The 16,256-nt window shown below is 70.0% G+C and carries 17 protein-coding genes and 1 tRNA gene; 10 read left to right on the top strand and 8 right to left on the bottom strand.

The window, feature by feature from the left end; genetic code table 11:
* Nucleotides 1-8 precede the first annotated feature (8 nt).
* The 4 genes from ACMTAK_RS27390 to ACMTAK_RS27375 form a co-directional block, all read right to left on the bottom strand.
* Nucleotides 9-839: an MBL fold metallo-hydrolase gene (locus ACMTAK_RS27390; RefSeq protein WP_413808644.1), complete on the bottom strand. Its 831-nt coding sequence runs from the start codon at nt 837-839 to the stop codon at nt 9-11.
* Nucleotides 836-1,921 (bottom strand): NUDIX hydrolase, encoded by a 1,086-nt coding sequence (locus ACMTAK_RS27385; protein ID WP_413808643.1) that lies wholly within the window; start codon nt 1,919-1,921, stop codon nt 836-838. The genes ACMTAK_RS27390 and ACMTAK_RS27385 overlap by 4 nt, the downstream gene beginning before the upstream one ends.
* Nucleotides 1,922-2,089: 168 nt before the next feature.
* The gene (locus tag ACMTAK_RS27380) at nt 2,090-2,560 is read right to left on the bottom strand and encodes a RidA family protein (protein ID WP_413808642.1); all 471 of its coding nucleotides are present in this window, start codon (nt 2,558-2,560) and stop codon (nt 2,090-2,092) included.
* Nucleotides 2,560-2,715: a DUF4177 domain-containing protein gene (locus tag ACMTAK_RS27375; RefSeq protein WP_020870215.1), complete on the bottom strand. Its 156-nt coding sequence runs from the start codon at nt 2,713-2,715 to the stop codon at nt 2,560-2,562. Before ACMTAK_RS27375 ends, ACMTAK_RS27380 begins: the two co-directional genes overlap by 1 nt.
* A gap of 72 nt (nt 2,716-2,787) precedes the next feature.
* Between ACMTAK_RS27375 and ACMTAK_RS27370 the strand changes: the two genes are divergently transcribed.
* Together ACMTAK_RS27370 and ACMTAK_RS27365 are read left to right on the top strand one after the other, a co-directional pair.
* Nucleotides 2,788-3,765 (top strand): ArsA-related P-loop ATPase, encoded by a 978-nt coding sequence (locus ACMTAK_RS27370; protein ID WP_413808641.1) that lies wholly within the window; start codon nt 2,788-2,790, stop codon nt 3,763-3,765.
* Nucleotides 3,766-3,830: 65 nt separating this feature from the next.
* Complete coding sequence (locus tag ACMTAK_RS27365; RefSeq protein WP_413813002.1) at nt 3,831-5,180, top strand: ArsA family ATPase; 1,350 nt, start codon at nt 3,831-3,833, stop codon at nt 5,178-5,180.
* Between the two features lie 624 nt (nt 5,181-5,804).
* Here ACMTAK_RS27365 and ACMTAK_RS27360 read toward each other — a convergent pair.
* Nucleotides 5,805-6,140, bottom strand: coding sequence for a WhiB family transcriptional regulator (locus ACMTAK_RS27360; RefSeq protein WP_020870211.1), 336 nt, complete (start codon nt 6,138-6,140; stop codon nt 5,805-5,807).
* 385 nt (nt 6,141-6,525) lie between these two features.
* On the opposite strand from ACMTAK_RS27360, the gene ACMTAK_RS27355 reads away from it, so the two are divergent.
* Nucleotides 6,526-8,781: a transglycosylase domain-containing protein gene (locus ACMTAK_RS27355; protein ID WP_413808640.1), complete on the top strand. Its 2,256-nt coding sequence runs from the start codon at nt 6,526-6,528 to the stop codon at nt 8,779-8,781.
* A gap of 224 nt (nt 8,782-9,005) precedes the next feature.
* Here ACMTAK_RS27355 and ACMTAK_RS27350 read toward each other — a convergent pair whose 3' ends face one another.
* The gene (locus ACMTAK_RS27350; RefSeq protein ID WP_413808639.1) at nt 9,006-9,476 is read right to left on the bottom strand and encodes a GatB/YqeY domain-containing protein; all 471 of its coding nucleotides are present in this window, start codon (nt 9,474-9,476) and stop codon (nt 9,006-9,008) included.
* Between the two features lie 77 nt (nt 9,477-9,553).
* On the opposite strand from ACMTAK_RS27350, the gene ACMTAK_RS27345 reads away from it, so the two are divergent.
* Entirely contained in the window at nt 9,554-10,483 is a 930-nt protein-coding gene (locus tag ACMTAK_RS27345) for a metallophosphoesterase (protein ID WP_413808638.1), read from the top strand.
* 95 nt (nt 10,484-10,578) lie between these two features.
* Nucleotides 10,579-10,652 (top strand) — tRNA-Pro (locus ACMTAK_RS27340).
* Nucleotides 10,653-10,773: 121 nt separating this feature from the next.
* Here the strand turns inward: ACMTAK_RS27340 and ACMTAK_RS27335 are convergent.
* Both ACMTAK_RS27335 and ACMTAK_RS27330 read right to left on the bottom strand, forming a co-directional pair.
* Nucleotides 10,774-12,264 carry a membrane-associated oxidoreductase gene (locus ACMTAK_RS27335; protein ID WP_413808637.1) on the bottom strand — a complete coding sequence of 497 codons (1,491 nt, stop codon included), beginning with the start codon at nt 12,262-12,264 and terminating at the stop codon, nt 10,774-10,776.
* A gap of 109 nt (nt 12,265-12,373) precedes the next feature.
* Nucleotides 12,374-12,778, bottom strand: a complete 405-nt coding sequence (locus ACMTAK_RS27330; protein ID WP_413808636.1) for a pyrophosphohydrolase domain-containing protein — start codon at nt 12,776-12,778, stop codon at nt 12,374-12,376.
* A 172-nt stretch (nt 12,779-12,950) separates the two neighbouring features.
* On the opposite strand from ACMTAK_RS27330, the gene ACMTAK_RS27325 reads away from it, so the two are divergent.
* The 5 genes from ACMTAK_RS27325 (at nt 12,951) to ACMTAK_RS27305 (ending at nt 16,197) form a co-directional block, all read left to right on the top strand.
* Nucleotides 12,951-13,373, top strand: a complete 423-nt coding sequence (locus tag ACMTAK_RS27325) for a TOBE domain-containing protein (RefSeq protein WP_413808635.1) — start codon at nt 12,951-12,953, stop codon at nt 13,371-13,373.
* Nucleotides 13,374-13,653: 280 nt separating this feature from the next.
* On the top strand, nt 13,654-14,229 hold the full coding sequence (locus tag ACMTAK_RS27320; RefSeq protein ID WP_413808634.1) for a TerD family protein: 576 nt from the start codon (nt 13,654-13,656) through the stop codon (nt 14,227-14,229).
* A gap of 117 nt (nt 14,230-14,346) precedes the next feature.
* Nucleotides 14,347-15,126 (top strand): hypothetical protein, encoded by a 780-nt coding sequence (locus ACMTAK_RS27315; RefSeq protein WP_413808633.1) that lies wholly within the window; start codon nt 14,347-14,349, stop codon nt 15,124-15,126.
* On the top strand, nt 15,123-15,719 hold the full coding sequence (locus ACMTAK_RS27310; RefSeq protein ID WP_413808632.1) for a TerD family protein: 597 nt from the start codon (nt 15,123-15,125) through the stop codon (nt 15,717-15,719). The genes ACMTAK_RS27315 and ACMTAK_RS27310 overlap by 4 nt, the downstream gene beginning before the upstream one ends.
* A gap of 58 nt (nt 15,720-15,777) precedes the next feature.
* A complete protein-coding gene (locus ACMTAK_RS27305) occupies nt 15,778-16,197 on the top strand; it encodes a DnaJ family domain-containing protein (protein ID WP_413808631.1) in 420 nt (139 codons plus the stop codon).
* Nucleotides 16,198-16,256: the final 59 nt, after the last annotated feature.

Below are 16,256 nucleotides of genomic sequence, written 5' to 3'. Positions count from 1 at the left end.
TCGCGCGGTCAGATCAGCCCGTGCTCGCGCAGATAGTCCAGCTGGGCCCGGACCGACAGCTCCGCCGCCGGCCACAGGGACCGGTCCACGTCCGCGTACACATGGGCCACGACCTCCGAGGGCGTCCGGTAGCCGTCCTCGACCGCCGTCTCCACCTGCGCCAGCCGGTTGGCACGATGCGCGAGGTAGTACTCCACGGCGCCCCGGGCGTCGTTCAGCACCGGCCCATGGCCCGGCAGGACGGTGTCCACCCCGTCGTCCACCGTCAGCGAGCGCAGCCGCCGCAGCGAGTCCAGGTAGTCGCCGAGCCGCCCGTCCGGATGCGCGACGACGGTCGTGCCGCGCCCGAGCACCGTGTCGCCCGTAAGGACCGCGCCATCGGCCGGAAGGTGGAAGGACAGCGAGTCGGCGGTGTGGCCGGGCGTGGGCACCACCCGCAGCTCCAGACCGCCGGTGGTTATGACGTCCCCCAGCTCCAGCCCCTCGTCCCCCAGCCGCAGCGCCGGATCCAGCGCCCTTACGGACGTCCGCGTCAGCTCCGCGAAGCGCGCCGCGCCCTCCGCGTGGTCCGGGTGGCCATGGGTGAGCAGCGTCAGCGCGACCCGCCTGCCCGCCCGCTCGGCGGTCGCGATGACCTCCTTGAGGTGGGCGTCGTCCAGCGGCCCGGGATCGATGACGACGGCAAGGTCGGAGTCGGGCTCGGCGACGATCCAGGTGTTGGTGCCGTCCAGGGTCATGGGCGAGGCGTTCGGCGCCAGGACGCAGACGGCCCGGTCGGTGGCCGAGCCACCGATGGTGCCCCCGCGCGGCTGGCCGGGCAGAGCGGATGCGTACGTCATGCGGAGGGTCCCCCCGTGGCTCCCGGGATGTGCTTGGTGAACTCATCATGGCCCGGCCAGCTCAGCACCAGCTCCCCGTTCTCCACCCGGGCCCGGGCCAGGACCGGCGTCAGGTCCCGGTCCGCCGCGGCGGCCAGCGCGTCGGCGACCGAGCCGTAGTCCGCGAGCTGGCGCAGCGTCGCGATCGTGGGCGGCATCATCAGCAGCTCGCCCCGGTCGTAGCCGTCGGCCGCGTCACCCGGACGGATCCAGACGGTCCGGTCCGCCTCCGTGGAGGCATTACGGGTGCGCTGCCCCCGCGGCAGCGCAGCCACGAAGAACCAGGTGTCGTAGCGGCGCGGTTCGAACTCCGGGGTGATCCAGCGCGCCCAGCAGCTCAGCAGGTCCGAGCGGAGTACGAGCCCCCGGCGGTCCAGGAACTCCGCGAAGGACAGATCCCGGGCGACCAGCGCCGCGCGGTCCGCCTCCCAGTCGTCCCCCGTCGTGTCCGCGACCACGGTGTGCGGCGTCGGGCCCGCGAGCAGCACCCCCGCCTCCTCGAAGGTCTCGCGAACCGCCGCGCACACGATGGCCTGGGCCTGCGTCCCCTCGCTCGGATCCAGGCCGAGCCGCCGCGCCCACTGCGCCCGAGAGGGACCGGCCCAGGTGACCATCCGCTCGTCGCGCGGGTCCACGGCCCCGCCCGGATAGGCGTACGCGCCTCCGGCGAAGGCCATGGAGGCGCGTCTGCGCAGCATGTAGACGGCGGGACCGGTGGCCCCTCCCGCCGCGTCCGGCAGGCCCTCTGGGGTCGTTTCGGAGCCTTCCGCGGACTCCGCGGGCTCCGGCGCCCCCGCGGACTCCCGCGCGGTGCCGGGCCGCTCCGCCGCGTCGGGCTCGTCGGGTGTGTGCTCCCCGTCCCCGCCCGGTGCGTCCTGCGCGTCCTGTGGTGCGTCCTGCCCGGCCGTTCCGTGCGGTCCGTCCCGCAGCAGCAGGACCGTGGCGGCCCGGCGCGGTGCCACCGGTGTGAGCTCACCGGCCGACAGGAGCCGGATCCGCTCTGGCCACTCGGGTGGGTACCACTGGCCATTCGTAGTGGACATGGCCGGATGCTATGCGCTTACGGGCTGATGTTCGAGTGGCCCCCGCGGCGCCACGCCGGGGCCGGTCCGCGCACCGGCCGTCACACCGGTCCGCGTCCACGTACCGACTGCGCGTGCGCCCGCCGGCTCGCCGTCGGGACCGCTCGGCGGTCCGCGACCCGGCGTCCGCTAGTCCGCGACCTCGACCTGGATCTCGACCTCGACCGGCGCGTCCAGGGGCAGCACCGCCACGCCCACCGCGCTGCGCGCGTGCACGCCCGCGTCGCCCAGGGCCTCGCCCAGCAGCTCGCTCGCGCCGTTGATGACGCCCGGCTGGCCGGTGAAGTCCGGGGCGGAGGCGACGAAGCCGACGACCTTCACGACCCGCACGATCCGGTCGAGGTCGCCGACGACCGACTTCACGGCGGCCAGCGCGTTCAGCGCACAGACGCGCGCCAGGTCCTTGGCCTCCTCGGGGGTGACCTCCGCGCCGACCTTGCCGGTCACGCCCAGCTTCCCCTCGACCAGCGGCAGCTGGCCCGAGGTGTAGACGTACGGGCCGGTGCGGAGCGCGGGCACATAGGAGGCCAGGGGTGCCGCGACCGCGGGCAGCTTCAGGCCGAGCCCGGCGAGCCTGCCCTCGACCGTGCCGCCCGCCATCAGCCCTTCTCCCGCTTCAGATAGGCCACCAGCTGCTCCGGGTTCGGGCCGGGGACCACCTGGACCAGCTCCCAGCCGTCCTCGCCCCAGGTGTCCAGAATCTGCTTCGTGGCGTGCACGAGCAGCGGTACGGTCGCGTATTCCCACTTGGTCATGGGGCCGACTGTAATGCCTCTCCGCCGGGCCCTGGTGCGTAGGGCGAGGGGGGACTGGTTAGGCTCCCCACTGTGAGCAGGCTCCATGTCATCAGTGGCAAGGGCGGAACCGGCAAGACCACGGTCGCCGCCGCACTCGCGCTGGCCCTCGCGGCCGATGGCAGGCAAACCCTGCTGGTGGAGGTCGAGGGCCGCCAGGGCATCGCACAGCTCTTCGAGACGGAGCCGCTGCCCTATGAGGAGCGGAAGATCGCCACCGCACCGGGCGGCGGGGAGGTGCACGCTCTGGCGATCGATCCGGAGTTCGCACTTCTGGACTACCTCCATATGTTCTACAAGCTGGGCTCGGCCGGACGTGCCCTCAAGAAGCTCGGCGCGATCGACTTCGCGACCACCATCGCCCCGGGGCTGCGGGACGTCCTGCTGACCGGCAAGGCGTGCGAGGCGGTGCGCCGTAAGGGCAAGGACGGCCGCTTCGTCTACGACTTCGTGGTCATGGACGCACCGCCCACCGGCCGCATCACCCGCTTCCTGAACGTCAACCACGAGGTGGCCGGGCTGGCCAGGACCGGCCCGATACACAATCAGGCCCAGGCCGTGATGCGCGTCCTGAAGTCCCCCCAGACGGCGGTCCACATGGTGACCCTGCTGGAGGAGATGCCGGTCCAGGAGACCGCGGACGGCATCGACGAGCTGCGCGCCGACGGCCTTCCGACGGGCGGGGTCATCATCAACATGGTCCGCCCGGCGATCCTCGACCACGAGGCCGTCGAGGTGGCCGCCAACGGGCAGCGCGCGGCCGTCGCCAAGGCGCTCTCCCAGGCGGGCCTGGGCGGTGCGCGCCGCGGCGGCATGGCCGAGCGGCTGGTCGACCCGCTGCTGGAGCAGGCGCGCGAGCACGCCGAGCGGGTGGCGCTGGAGCGGGCGCAGCGCGCCGAGCTGACCGGCCTGGGGCTGCCGCTGCACGAGTTGGAGCTGCTCACGGACGGCATCGACCTGGCCGGGCTGTACCGGCTCGCGGCGGATCTGCGCAAGCAGTGGCCGGCGTGAGCGGCGCCCGCCGTAAGGGCGCCACGGCGGACACCACGGACAACGAGTCGTACGCAGGAGGCGGCATGAGCATGGACGTGGCACCCCGGCTGGACATCGACGTCCTGCTGGACGATCCGCAGACCCGCATCGTGGTGTGCTGCGGCTCCGGTGGCGTCGGTAAGACCACCACCGCCGCCGCCCTGGGTGTACGGGCCGCCGAGCGCGGCCGTAAGGCCGTCGTCCTCACCATCGACCCGGCCCGCCGGCTCGCGCAGTCCATGGGCATCGACGCGCTGGACAACATCCCGCGCCGGGTGGAGGGCGTGGGCGGCGGGAACGGCGGCGAACTGCACGCCATGATGCTCGACATGAAGCGGACGTTCGATGAGTTCGTGGAGGCGCACGCCGACCCCGAGCGCGCCCGGGCGATCCTCGCGAACCCCTTCTACCAGTCGCTCTCGGCCGGTTTCGCGGGCACGCAGGAGTACATGGCCATGGAGAAACTCGGCCAGCTCCGGGCCCGCGACGAATGGGACCTGATCATCGTCGACACCCCGCCCAGCCGGTCGGCGCTGGACTTCCTGGACGCGCCGAAACGTCTCGGCTCCTTCCTGGACGGGAAGTTCATCAAGGTCCTGATGGCCCCGGCCAAGGTGGGCGGCAAGGCCGGGATGAAGTTCCTGAACGTAGGCGTCTCGATGATGACGGGCACGGTCAGCAAGGTGCTCGGCGGGCAGCTGATGCGCGACGTTCAGACGTTTGCTGCCGCGATGGACACCATGTTCGGCGGATTCCGTACTCGCGCGGAGGCCACCTACCGGCTCCTACAGGCTCCGGGTACGGCCTTCCTCGTGGTGGCCGCGCCCGAGCGGGACGCCCTGCGGGAGGCCGCGTACTTCGTGGAACGGCTGGCCGCGGACCAGATGCCGCTGGCCGGGCTGGTGCTGAACCGGGTCCACGGCAGCGGTGCCGAACAGCTGTCGGCGGAACGAGCGTTGGCCGCCGCGGAGATCCTGACCCTGGCGGGCGATCCCGTGGATCCGGACGATGCGCTCGCGAAGGCCGCGGAGGGAAGCGATCCGGCCAAGAACGGCGCCGGGGCAGAAAATCTTGCCAACGGCGGATTTGTCGATCCCCCCTCAGGGAATGCTCAAGCGCGGAACCCCTCGGCAGCGGACCCCGACGTCTCCCCCACGTCGGCGGACTCCTCGGCGGAGCGGCTCGCCGCGGGACTGCTTCGGCTGCACGCGGAGCGTATGCAGGTGCTCGGACGCGAGCAGCGCACACACGACCGCTTCACGGCGCTCCACCCCGAGGTTCCGGTGGCCCAAGTGGCCGCACTCCCTGGCGACGTACACGACTTGGCGGGGCTGCGGGCGATCGGCGAACGCCTGGCGGTCCCGCCGGAGCGGACCAATCGCGTGGCGGGCTGAGTCGGTGCCCGCCGGGCGGTCGGCCGCCCGCGCATGGATGGAGACGCACGACAGCACGACAGGACAACAGACAGCACGCATAGGCGAACAGCGACAGCGGTGATGGACCGCATGGCGCGCGGGCCTCACAGCTGGGTCTCGGGCCTCGCGGGCTTCGGGGCCTCAGACTCCGGCGGACGCGGCTACCGGGCTGGCGGCCTACGGCGCACGCACGCACAGCCAGACCCACGCCCCGCACGCAGGCAGACCCACGCCCCACACGCGGGCAGACAGACAGGCAGGCCACAGTCACCGTCGGCCGAGGGCGTCACCGGTAGCCGAAAGCAGCACCAGTGGCCTGGGCCGCGGACCAACCCCCGGTCCGCGAAGACCTGTTAGCCATGTCTCACCAGGCCATGCCACAGGAAGACGTGTCACCCGAGGCCACGTCACACGAGGCCATGCCACAAGTAGCCATGTCACCCGAGGCCGTGCCACACGCGCCCACAGCCCCACGGCCGACCGCGGCCAGGGCCGCGGTCGTGCTCGGAGGCGTGCGCGTACCCGTACCCGCCCCTGACGAGGCGCGCCCGTACTCGCACCCCCACTCGTGCCGAGACGAGAGGTGGGTGAGGTGATGGCGAGCTATCCGACCGCGGCGAAGCGCTCGTAGTCCTCGTCGTCGAAGGGCAGAATCCCCGCGCTGCGCTCGTACTCGATGCGCGCGGTCTCCAGGAGCCTGCGCCAGGAGGTCACCGTCGGTCGGCGGCGCAGCAGTGCTCGCCGCTCGCGCTCGGTCATCCCTCCCCACACACCGAACTCCACGCGGTTGTCCAAGGCATCCGCAAGGCACTCGGTGCGCACCGGGCATCCGGTGCAGACCGCTTTGGCCCTGTTCTGTGCCGCGCCCTGGACGAACAGTTCATCTGGATCAGTAGTGCGGCAGGCGGCCTGCGCACTCCAGTCGGTTACCCAGCCCATGCTGGCGCCGTCCTCTCCCGAATCGGAGCTCCCCCACGGCGACAAACGGCATATTCACCGTCGCCAGTTGAGGACGTTACGGAAGCGAGACACAGCGCAACACCCCCTGCAGGCCCAATCTTGAATGGTCCGAACGGACTATGGGTACGCGGCAGATCACCCAACGGAGTGAGCTGGCGACATTTGCGATTACTAGTGCAAATCCGGGCAGTTCGCGCGCCGAACAGCGGGCAGCTCAGGACAGGGGCCGCAATCCGGGCAGGTCTCATCACTCACTTGAGTGAGAGTGGAAGTGTGGCTCAGCCACACAGCTGTGACTGGCGTGAAACAGCTTATGCGAACACCCGGTCCCCTGTCCGGCGATTCGAGACGTAGGCTGCGTCCTATGGGAAACACGCGCTCGAGCGGAGGGCTGTCCGCCGCTCAACAGGCCGCCAAGTTCCTCGGCGTCAGCGCGCTGGCCGGTGCCGTGATGGCCGGGCTCGCGCTTCCCGCCGTCGGGGCGCTCGGCCTCGCGGCCAAGGGAACGGTCGAGGAGTTCGACGGAATTCCGGCCAATCTCAAGACGCCGCCGCTCAGCCAGCGGACCACGATCCTGGACGCCAAGGGCGGGGAGATCGCGAAGGTCTATTCCCGCGACCGGACGATCGTGAAGCTGAACGACGTCTCCCCGTACATGCGGCGGGCGATCGTCGCGATCGAGGACGCCCGCTTCTACGAGCACGGGGCGGTCGACCTCAAGGGCGTCCTGCGCGCGGTCAACAGCAACGCGCAGGACGGCGGGGTCTCCCAGGGCGCCTCCACCTTGACCCAGCAGTATGTGAAGAACGTATTCGTCGAGGAGGCGGGCGACGACAAGGAGAAGGTCGCCCAGGCCACCCGGCAGTCCATCGGCCGCAAGATCAAGGAACTGAAGTACGCGATCAAGGTCGAGAAGGAACTGGGCAAGAAGCGGATCCTCGAGAACTACCTGAACATCACCTTCTTCGGACAGCAGGCGTACGGCATCGAGGCGGCCTCCCAGCGCTACTTCAGCAAGTCCGCCAAGGATCTGAAGCTGGAGCAGGCGGCGCTGCTGGCCGGGCTCGTCCAGTCGCCCAGCCGCTACGACCCGATCAACGCCCCGAAGTCGGCCAAGGCGCGCCGCGACACCGTTCTGCGGCGTATGGCCGAGGTGAAGGACATCACTCCGGCGCAGGCCGCCGCCGCCCAGAAGAAGCCGCTCGGCCTCAAGGTCAGCATGCCCAGGAGCGGCTGCATCACGGCCGTCAAGGGCGCCGGGTTCTTCTGTGACTACGTCCGCGAGACCCTGCTCAACGACCCGACCTTCGGCAAGACCGCGGAGGCGCGCGCCAAGCGCTGGACCCAGGGCGGTCTGACGATCCGCACGACGCTCGACCCACAGGCCCAGGAGTCGGTCCAGAAGTCGATCAAGAAGCATGTCTACCAGTCCGACCCGGTGGCCACCGCGGTGACGCTGGTCGAGCCGGGCACCGGCAAGGTGCTGGGGATGGGCCAGTCCAGGCCGTACGGCTTCGGCGAGAACGAGACCCAGATCAACCTGTCCGCGGACAAGTCCATGGGCGGCTCGAACTACGGCTTCCAGGTCGGCTCCACGTTCAAGCCGATCACTGCGGCGGCCGCCATCGAGCAGGGCAAGAAGCCGTACCAGCGCTACTCCTCGCCGTACAAGATGAAGTATCCGAGCCCGGTCACCACCTGCAAGGGCACCTGGAGCAACGACGAGGGCGCGACGGTCGAGAACGAGAACGAGAAGGAGGTCGGCCCGTACGGGATGAAGGAGGCGACCGCCAAGTCGGTCAACACCTACTTCGTCCAGCTGATCAGCGACATCGGGGTCTGCCCGGTGACGCAGATGGCCGACAAGATGGGGGCGAAGCGCGCCGACGGCCAGGAGCACAACCAGGTGCCCTCGCTCACCCTCGGCTCCGAGGGCTTCTCGCCGCTGACGATGGCCAACGCCTACGCGACCTTCGCCAACCGCGGTGTCTACTGCTCCCCGGTCTTCATCGAGTCGATCACCGGCCCCGGCGGCAAGAAGCTGAAGGTCCCGCAGTCGAAGTGCTCGCGCGCGATGTCGGAGAAGACCGCGGACACCATCAACACGCTGCTGCGCGGAGTGGTCGAGGACGGCACCGGCAAGCAGGCCGGGCTCCAGAGCCGCCCGAGCGCCGGTAAGACGGGTACGACGGACGAGCGCAGGGCCGCGTGGTTCGTCGGCTACACACCGAACATGGCCGGTGCGGTGTGGGTCGGCGGCCCGGGCTCCAAGGGCGTCAAGATGGAGAACATCACCATCGGCGGCGTACCCCACGACAAGGTCTACGGCGCTGACACCCCCGGCCCCATCTGGAAGGATGCGATGAGCGGCGCGCTCGACGGCAAGCCGGCGCCGAACTTCGTGAACGTCCAGATCAAGGACCCGAACCAGCGCAAGCCCCACGACGGCAAGAAGCCGGGCGACCGCAAGCCGGGCCGCGACAGGGGCAACGACAACGGCGACAACGGCGGCCAGGACAACCCGTGGCCGGACATCTCCCTCCCGCCGGACCTGATCGGCGGCGGCAATGGGAACGGCGGGAACGGCAACGGGAACGGTGGCTGGAACTTCCCGCGGTAGCGGTGGCTCGTGATCGAGCGCTGAAGGGGGCCGGACAGAGATGTCCGGCCCCCTTCTCGTCTCCGCACAGACTCCTTGTGTGTGCGCCCACTCCTTGTGTGCGCCCGCTCCTTGTGTGTGCCCACTCCTTGTGTGTGCCCACTCCTTGTGTGTGCACCCGATGACCGAACACACAGAGCAGACGACCAGTAACACAAAGCGACAAGACGAACTCCGAGCGGGGACTACCCGCCCGCGAGCTGCCGCTTCACCGCGGCGGCGACCCGGCCGCCCTCCGCCCGCCCGGCGATCTTCGGGTTCACGATCTTCATCACGGCGCCCATGGCCCGCGGCCCCTCCGCGCCACCCGCAGCGGCCTCGCGCACGGCCTCGGCCACCAGGGCGTCCAGTTCGTCGTCCGTAAGGGGCTTCGGCAGATACTCGGCGAGCACCTCGCCCTCCGCCTTCTCCCGCTCGGCCTGCGCGGCGCGTCCACCCTTCTCGAACGCCTCGGCGGCCTCACGGCGCTTCTTGGCCTCCCGCGCGACGATCTTCTCCACCTCGGCGTCGGACAGCTCACGTGCGCTCTCGCCCGCGACCTCTTCCTTGGTGATCGCGGTGATGGTGAGCCGGAGAGTCGAGGAGCGCAGCTCGTCGCGCGCCTTGATCGCCGCGGTGAGATCGTCCTGCAGCCTGGACTTGAGCGTGGTGGTCATGGCGTCGAGTGTGCCAGCACTGGCCGGGAATCACCCGAAGATTTCTCCCCCGGTGGCGTTCTGCGACCATGGACGGCATGCGCGCGCGATACGGAGTACCCCTGGGAATCACGGCGGTCGGCGCGGCCGGCCTCGCCTACGCCGCCTGCTTCGAAGTCCGGTCCTTCAGGCTCCGGCGGATCACCGTTCCGGTGCTCCCACGAGGGATGCGCCCCCTGCGCGTCCTACAGGTCTCCGACATCCACATGGTGAGCGGCCAGCGCAAGAAGCAGCGCTGGCTCCAGTCCCTGGCCGGCCTGCGCCCCGACTTCGTGGTGAACACCGGGGACAACCTCTCGGACCCGGAGGGCGTGCCGGAGGTCCTGGACGCGCTGGGCCCGCTGATGGAGTTCCCCGGTGCGTATGTCTTCGGCTCGAACGACTACTACGGCCCCAAGCCGCGCAACCCCGCCCGCTATCTGCTGGAGAAGGCCAGCGGAAAGCACGGCCTGAACGGCAACCCCCCGGTCGTCGGTGCCATCCACAACCCGTGGACGGAGCTCCGCGACTCCTTCGACGCGGCCGGCTGGGTCGGGCTGTCCAACACCCGCGGCCGACTGAAGCTGGAGGGCATCGAGATCGCCCTCACCGGCCTCGACGACCCCCACATCAAGCGCGACCGCTACGCCGAGGTGGCCGGCGGCCCCGAGTCGGGCGCCGACCTCTCCCTGGCCGTGGTCCACGCCCCGTATCTGCGCGTCCTCGACGCCTTCACCGCGGACCGCTACCCCCTGATCCTCGCGGGCCACACCCACGGCGGCCAGCTGTGCATCCCCTTCTACGGCGCCCTGGTCACCAACTGCGACCTCGACGCCCGCCGGGTCAAGGGCCTCTCCCAGCACCAGGCCGGTGGCCACACCTCCTACCTCCACGTCTCCGCGGGCTGCGGCACCAACCGCTACACCCCGGTCCGCTTCGCCTGCCCCCCGGAAGCCACCCTGCTCACCCTCACCCCCCAGACCCCCTGACCCACCCCACCCACCGGGACCGCCCCGACCTGCGAGACCTCGAAAACCGGATTTCGTCTCTGGCCACAGGTCCGCTAAAGTAGAGCTCGTTGCTTCGGGGTGTAGCGCAGCTTGGCAGCGCGCTTCGTTCGGGACGAAGAGGTCGTGGGTTCAAATCCCGCCACCCCGACTGAAGGAACACAGGTCAGGGGCCTGATCCGCGAAAGCGGATCGGGCCCCTGACTCGTTTCCGGGTAGTGGAGTGGCAACCGCCGCTGTTGGCCATGAGGCGCCGGATTCATCAGCATGCCTTAAGACCGGCTGAGGGCTCGGGTGATGCCGGCGACGATCGTGGTCACGAGGAGCCAGCCGCTGATGATCAGCGCGTAGCTCAGCCACTGATACCAACCGTGCGGGGCGTAGGCGCGCTCTTGGCCGAAGTCGATGATCGGCAGGAGCAGGTCGAAGGTGTAGAACAGCGGGTTCAAGTCGGGGGCCTCTCCTGGCTTGAGCGGAGCCGGGTGGTGCAGGCCGTAGACGAGGGTGCCGATCAGCAGGAGTGCGCCGAGCCAGGCGGCCGCGCGGAGGGGGCGGAAACCGTAGCCAACGGTGATGTCCTGGGCCCAGCTCCACGCGCGGGCGTACGCGGGGAGAGTCGTGCGGTGGCGTCGGTGCTTGGCGAGCTGCACGAGCCGCGTGGCTGTGTCGTCGCCGACGCGCTGATAGGCGGCGGTCAACTGCTGGTAGGCATGTGGCAGGTACTCATCGCGCTCCAGCAGCGGCAGCCGATCGGCCGCGGGCAAATGTGGCAGGAGAGTGGTGTAAGTGAGCTCGGCGAGCCGGACTTGCTCCGGCCACACCACGGGCTCTGCGTACAGCAGCTGGAGCTGGGTGCGACGCAGATTCACGGTGCCCTCGATCGGGGCGGCGTCGCGCAGCCACATCTCCCCGATGACGGCGCTGCTGACGCGCAGTGCCAGACCGTCAGGGTTGGGCAGACGGGTCTCCGTCAGGTCCAGTTGCCCGGGTATACGAGCGCCGCGCAACGTGATGCGACCCTGGGCGTACACTCCGCGCACGGTCAGGTCGGATCCCACGGTGAGCCCTTCGGCGTTCAGCGCCATGCCACCGGGATTGTGCAACCGGGCCGAAGACAGCGAAACCTGAGCGGTCACCGTGGCTCCGTCCAAGCGGACCTCGCCACGGGCGGACATCCCGGTAGCCACGATCGCGTCGCCGATCACCGTATGGTTCAGCGCGACGGCGACTCCCTGCTCTTCGGCATGAGCCGATTCGGCCCGCAGCTGGTCCAGATAGAGAGTGCGGGCGATCCGGGCCAAGCTGAAGCTGACCATTCCGGTCGCACGGCACTCGCTCAGCGCGACAAAGCTGTCGAACTGGGTTCCGACCGCGGTCAGTCCCGGCAGGACGGACCGCCACAGGTGCAGCTCGCCGAGGCGCGCGGCGTACAGATCAGGTTCGGCGTCGAAGTAACACTGGGTCAGATGCACAGGGCTGGTGATGTCCCCATGCCGCAGGTCCAGTTGCCCGGAGATCCGCGCTCCCCGGACGTCGACCTTCGCCACCTCCCCCGCGGTGGTGGGATGGCTGAGCAGAAGAGCGCGCAACACCTCGCCCCGCACCGTTCGCGTCGGCCCCCAATTCACGCCCTCCGCGGGGCCCTCCTCAGGCGCGGCCCGGAAGTCGACAGCGACGCCGGCTGGAAAGGCATCCCACACTTGGCGTTCCGGTGGCGTGAGCTCGTCGTAGGTCACCATTTCGAGCACGTTAGCGATCACCATCGGTCGCTGCGTCGGGGATCGGGCAGTGGCCGGGACTTCTCACCAAACTGGCTGGTCAAGCACGCGGTCAGCCGCCCAGCATGCCAGTCGCCCCGGCCGGACGGGACACCTATTCGGCCGCGTCGGTCCAGCCCTGGCGGCGGAGGACGGCCAGGATGTCGGGGGCCCGGTAGTGGGGGCCCTTGAGGACCTTGCCGTCGGCGCGGAGGGTGGGGCGGCCGTCGGGGCCGAGTTTGGTCATATTGGCCCGGTGGATCTCGGCGATCACCTCGTCGAGGTCGATGCCGTGGACCAGGGCGGTGCCGTAGGCGACGTAGACGACGTCGGCGAGCTCGTGGGCGAGGTGGTCGAGGGTGCCGTGGGCGCTCGCCTCGGCCACTTCGGCGCACTCCTCGGCCAGGAGGCCCTGGCGGTGGGCGGCGAGTTCCGGTGAGACCTCGGTGGGGGTCTTACGGGCGTCGAGGCCGAAGGCCAGGTGGAATTCGCGGACGAGGTGGGCGGGAGAGCGGCGCATTCGTCCGATCGTACGTGGGGGGTGGGGTGGCTGGGTGCGGCTGAGTGGGGGCGGGGCCCGCCCAGCCCTGTGCGGCGTATGGGGCCGGTGTGCTCGGCGCGCGGATCCTTGGGTGGATGCCTAGGGTGAGCGGTATCAGGCCCTCGACCTCCGCCTCCGGGGTGGTGCACCCATGAGTCTCAGCATCCGCAATCAGCTCCCCGCCAGCGTCGTGTCCGTGACGCCTGGCGAGGCCATGGCCACGGTCCAGGGGCGGCTGTCCGGGGGGCAGATGGTGACGGCGGCCGTGACCATGAGCGCCGTGACGGAGCTCGGTATTGGGGAGGGCTCCGAGGTGACGGCGCTTGCCAAGGCCACCGAGGTGGCGCTGGCCACCGGGGAGGTCTCGGGGCTGAGCATCCGCAATCGCTTCCCGGGCACCGTCAGCCGACTCACCCTCGGGGCCGCTATGGCCACCGTCGTCATCGACATCGGCTCCGGCCAGGAGCTCACGGCCGCCATCACCCAGGACGCGGCGGCGGAGCTGGGGCTCGCCGAGGGCAGCCGCGTGACCGCTCTGATCAAGTCGACCGAGGTGTCGCTCGCCACCGCGTAGGGCCATGGGCGATGGGGGGGGCGGGGCGGCGGTGCGGCGAGTCGGTGGGCCAGATGGGTCACCGACTTCGCCCGGTCTCGCCTCGCCCTCGCCCCGGCCCGCTTTCGCCCCCGCCTTCTCGTCCTACCTCGCCTTCGCCCCGCCTCACCTCGTCCTGCCTGGTCCTCACCCCGCCTCCCCCTCACCCGCCCAGATCTCGCCAACCTCGCCATCCCCGCCCCGCCAAATTCTACAGTGCTGTAGATTTTGACTCCGGTCCACCGAGCACGAGGAGGAGATTGTGGGAGTTTCCCTGTCCAAAGGCGGCAATGTCTCGCTGAGCAAGGAGGCGCCGGGCCTGAGCGCCGTTCTCGTCGGCCTGGGCTGGGACGTGCGGACGACGACGGGCGCCGACTACGATCTCGACGCGAGCGCGCTGCTGTGCGACGAGGCCGGTAAGGTCGCGTCCGACCGGCACTTCGTCTTCTACAACAACCTCACCAGCCCCGACGGCTCCGTGGAGCACACCGGCGACAACCTCACCGGTGAGGGCGAGGGCGACGACGAGGCCATCAAGGTCAATCTGACCGCCGTGCCCGCCGAGATCGCCAGGATCGTCTTCCCGGTCTCCATCCACGACGCGGAGAGCCGCAGCCAGAACTTCGGCCAGATCCGGAACGCCTTCATCCGAGTGGTCAACCAGGCCGACAACGTCGAACTCGCCCGCTACGACCTGAGCGAGGACGCCGCGACCGAGACGGCGATGGTCTTCGGCGAGCTCTACCGCAACGGCACGGAGTGGAAGTTCCGCGCGGTCGGCCAGGGTTACGCCTCGGGGCTCGCGGGCATCGCCTCCGACTTCGGCGTCAATCTCTGAAATCTCCGATTGACGCCCTCCTGCGGCCGTCGGGCCCGGCCTTTCCCCTGAGGTAGGCCCGACGGCCGGTTCATTCCTACTCATCGAGCTCACCGAGCTCATCGAGGAAGCGCGGACATGACCGCCCCACCCGGCTTACAGGCCGAGGACAGGCCCGACTTCGAGCGGGCGCTGCACCAGGCGCTCCGTACGGCGGAGATCCGTGAGGCCCTGCGGCGCAACGGAGCCACCGGGGACGGGGCCACCAGGGACGGGGCCACCGGGGACGCGGACATCCAACGGCTGTGCGCCCAGGCGCTCGTGGCGAGCGAGCTGATCGCGATGGCCGCCGCGCCCGAATACGCCACGTACCTCCGGCAACGCGCCGCCGCGACGGCGACCGCGTCCACCGTGTCCACCGCATCTGCCCTATCCGGCTCACCCACCCCCTCGGCAGGCGTCCGTGGACTGCTGCCGGTGCTCGCCGTCCTCGCACCGGCCCTGGCGGGCGCCTCGACCGCGGCCTTTTTGCTCCTCGGCGCGCTGCTGGGGCTTCTCGACTCCCAACGCGAGTCGGCCGACGCGCTGTTGACCGCCGGGCTGACCAGCGCGACGATCGCGGCGTTCACTCTGGTGGTGGGGGTGGCCTGCCTGCTCGTCACCGCCGTACGCCACCGAACCTCGGCCCCCGACCAGCGCCCGCGCCCGCGTCCTCATGGGCACCTACGTCCGCACCGGCATCCACCCACCCACCCGCCCCACCTCGGGCGCCGGGATGACGCGGCCGTGGCCACGGCGCGCGACGCCTGGCTGAGGGCCCTTCTTCACCGCGGCATCCTGCCGTTCCCGCGGGACCGGCTGGAGAGGTCGCACAGCCCGTCCCGGACGAGTCAGAAGAGCGAGAGAGGAACCACATGACGGTAAACCTGGCCAAGGGCCAGCGGATCAGCCTGAGCAAGTCCGATGGGGGTGAGCTCACCGCGGTGCGCATGGGCCTGGGCTGGCAGGCCGCGCCGCGGAAGGGGTTCCTCGCCCGGCTGACCGCCAAGGAGATCGACCTGGATGCCTCGGCCGTACTCTTCGCCGGGCGGGAAGCCGTGGACGTCGTGTTCTTCCAGCATCTGACGAGCGACGACGGATCCGTACGGCACACCGGCGACAACCTCGTCGGCGGCGTCGGCCAAGGCGGTGACGACGAATCGATCCTGATCGATCTGCAGCGTGTTCCGGTCCATGTCGATCAGATCCTGTTCACGGTGAACTCCTTCTCCGGACAGACCTTCGCCGAGGTGCAGAACGCCTTCTGCCGTCTGGTCGATGAGACCAACGGCCAGGAGCTGGCCCGATACACCCTGAGCGGCGGCGGCCCGTACACGGCTCAGATCATGGCCAAGGTCCACCGCGCGGGTGGGGGCGGAGCGGGCGGGTCCTGGCAGATGTCGGCGATCGGTGCGCCCGCCACCGGGCGGACGTTCCAGGATCTGCTGCCCGTCCTCGCCTCCCACCTCTGACCTCCCATTCCCATACGGCCGGTGGCGCGTTTCGCGCCGCCTGAGGGAGAATCTGAGGGTGACCGAGCGAAAGCCACCGGGCATCAGTTTCGAAACGTGGGCCGACCGACAGATCCGCGAGGCGGAGGAACGCGGCGCGTTCGCCAACCTCCAGGGAAAGGGGAAACCCCTCCCCGATCTCGACAAGCCCTATGACGATCTGTGGTGGGTCAAGAAGAAGATGGCCCGCGAGAATCTGTCGTTTCTGCCACCGACACTCGTACTGCGCAAAGAGGCGGAGGACGCGCTCGCCGCCGTGGAGAAGGCGCCGTCGGAGCGGATGGTGCGGGAGATCCTCTCGGAGGTCAATGACAAGATCCGTGAGGCGATCCGGCGGCCCCCGCCCGGCCCGCCGCTCAATCTCGCGCCGTTCGACATCGACGAGGCCGTACGGGCGTGGCGGAAGCGCCGGGACCGTGAGCAGGCGGAGGAGGACTGAGCGGGTGGGCCGGGGCGTACGGCGCCCCGGCCCACCCTTGGTCCGGAGCCTCAGGGCCT

This window comes from Streptomyces lacaronensis, assembly GCF_047337785.1.
Classification (GTDB): domain Bacteria; phylum Actinomycetota; class Actinomycetes; order Streptomycetales; family Streptomycetaceae; genus Streptomyces; species Streptomyces lycopersici.
Note: the sequence above shows the minus strand (reverse complement) of the source record. Positions and strands in the feature narration are given on the sequence as shown.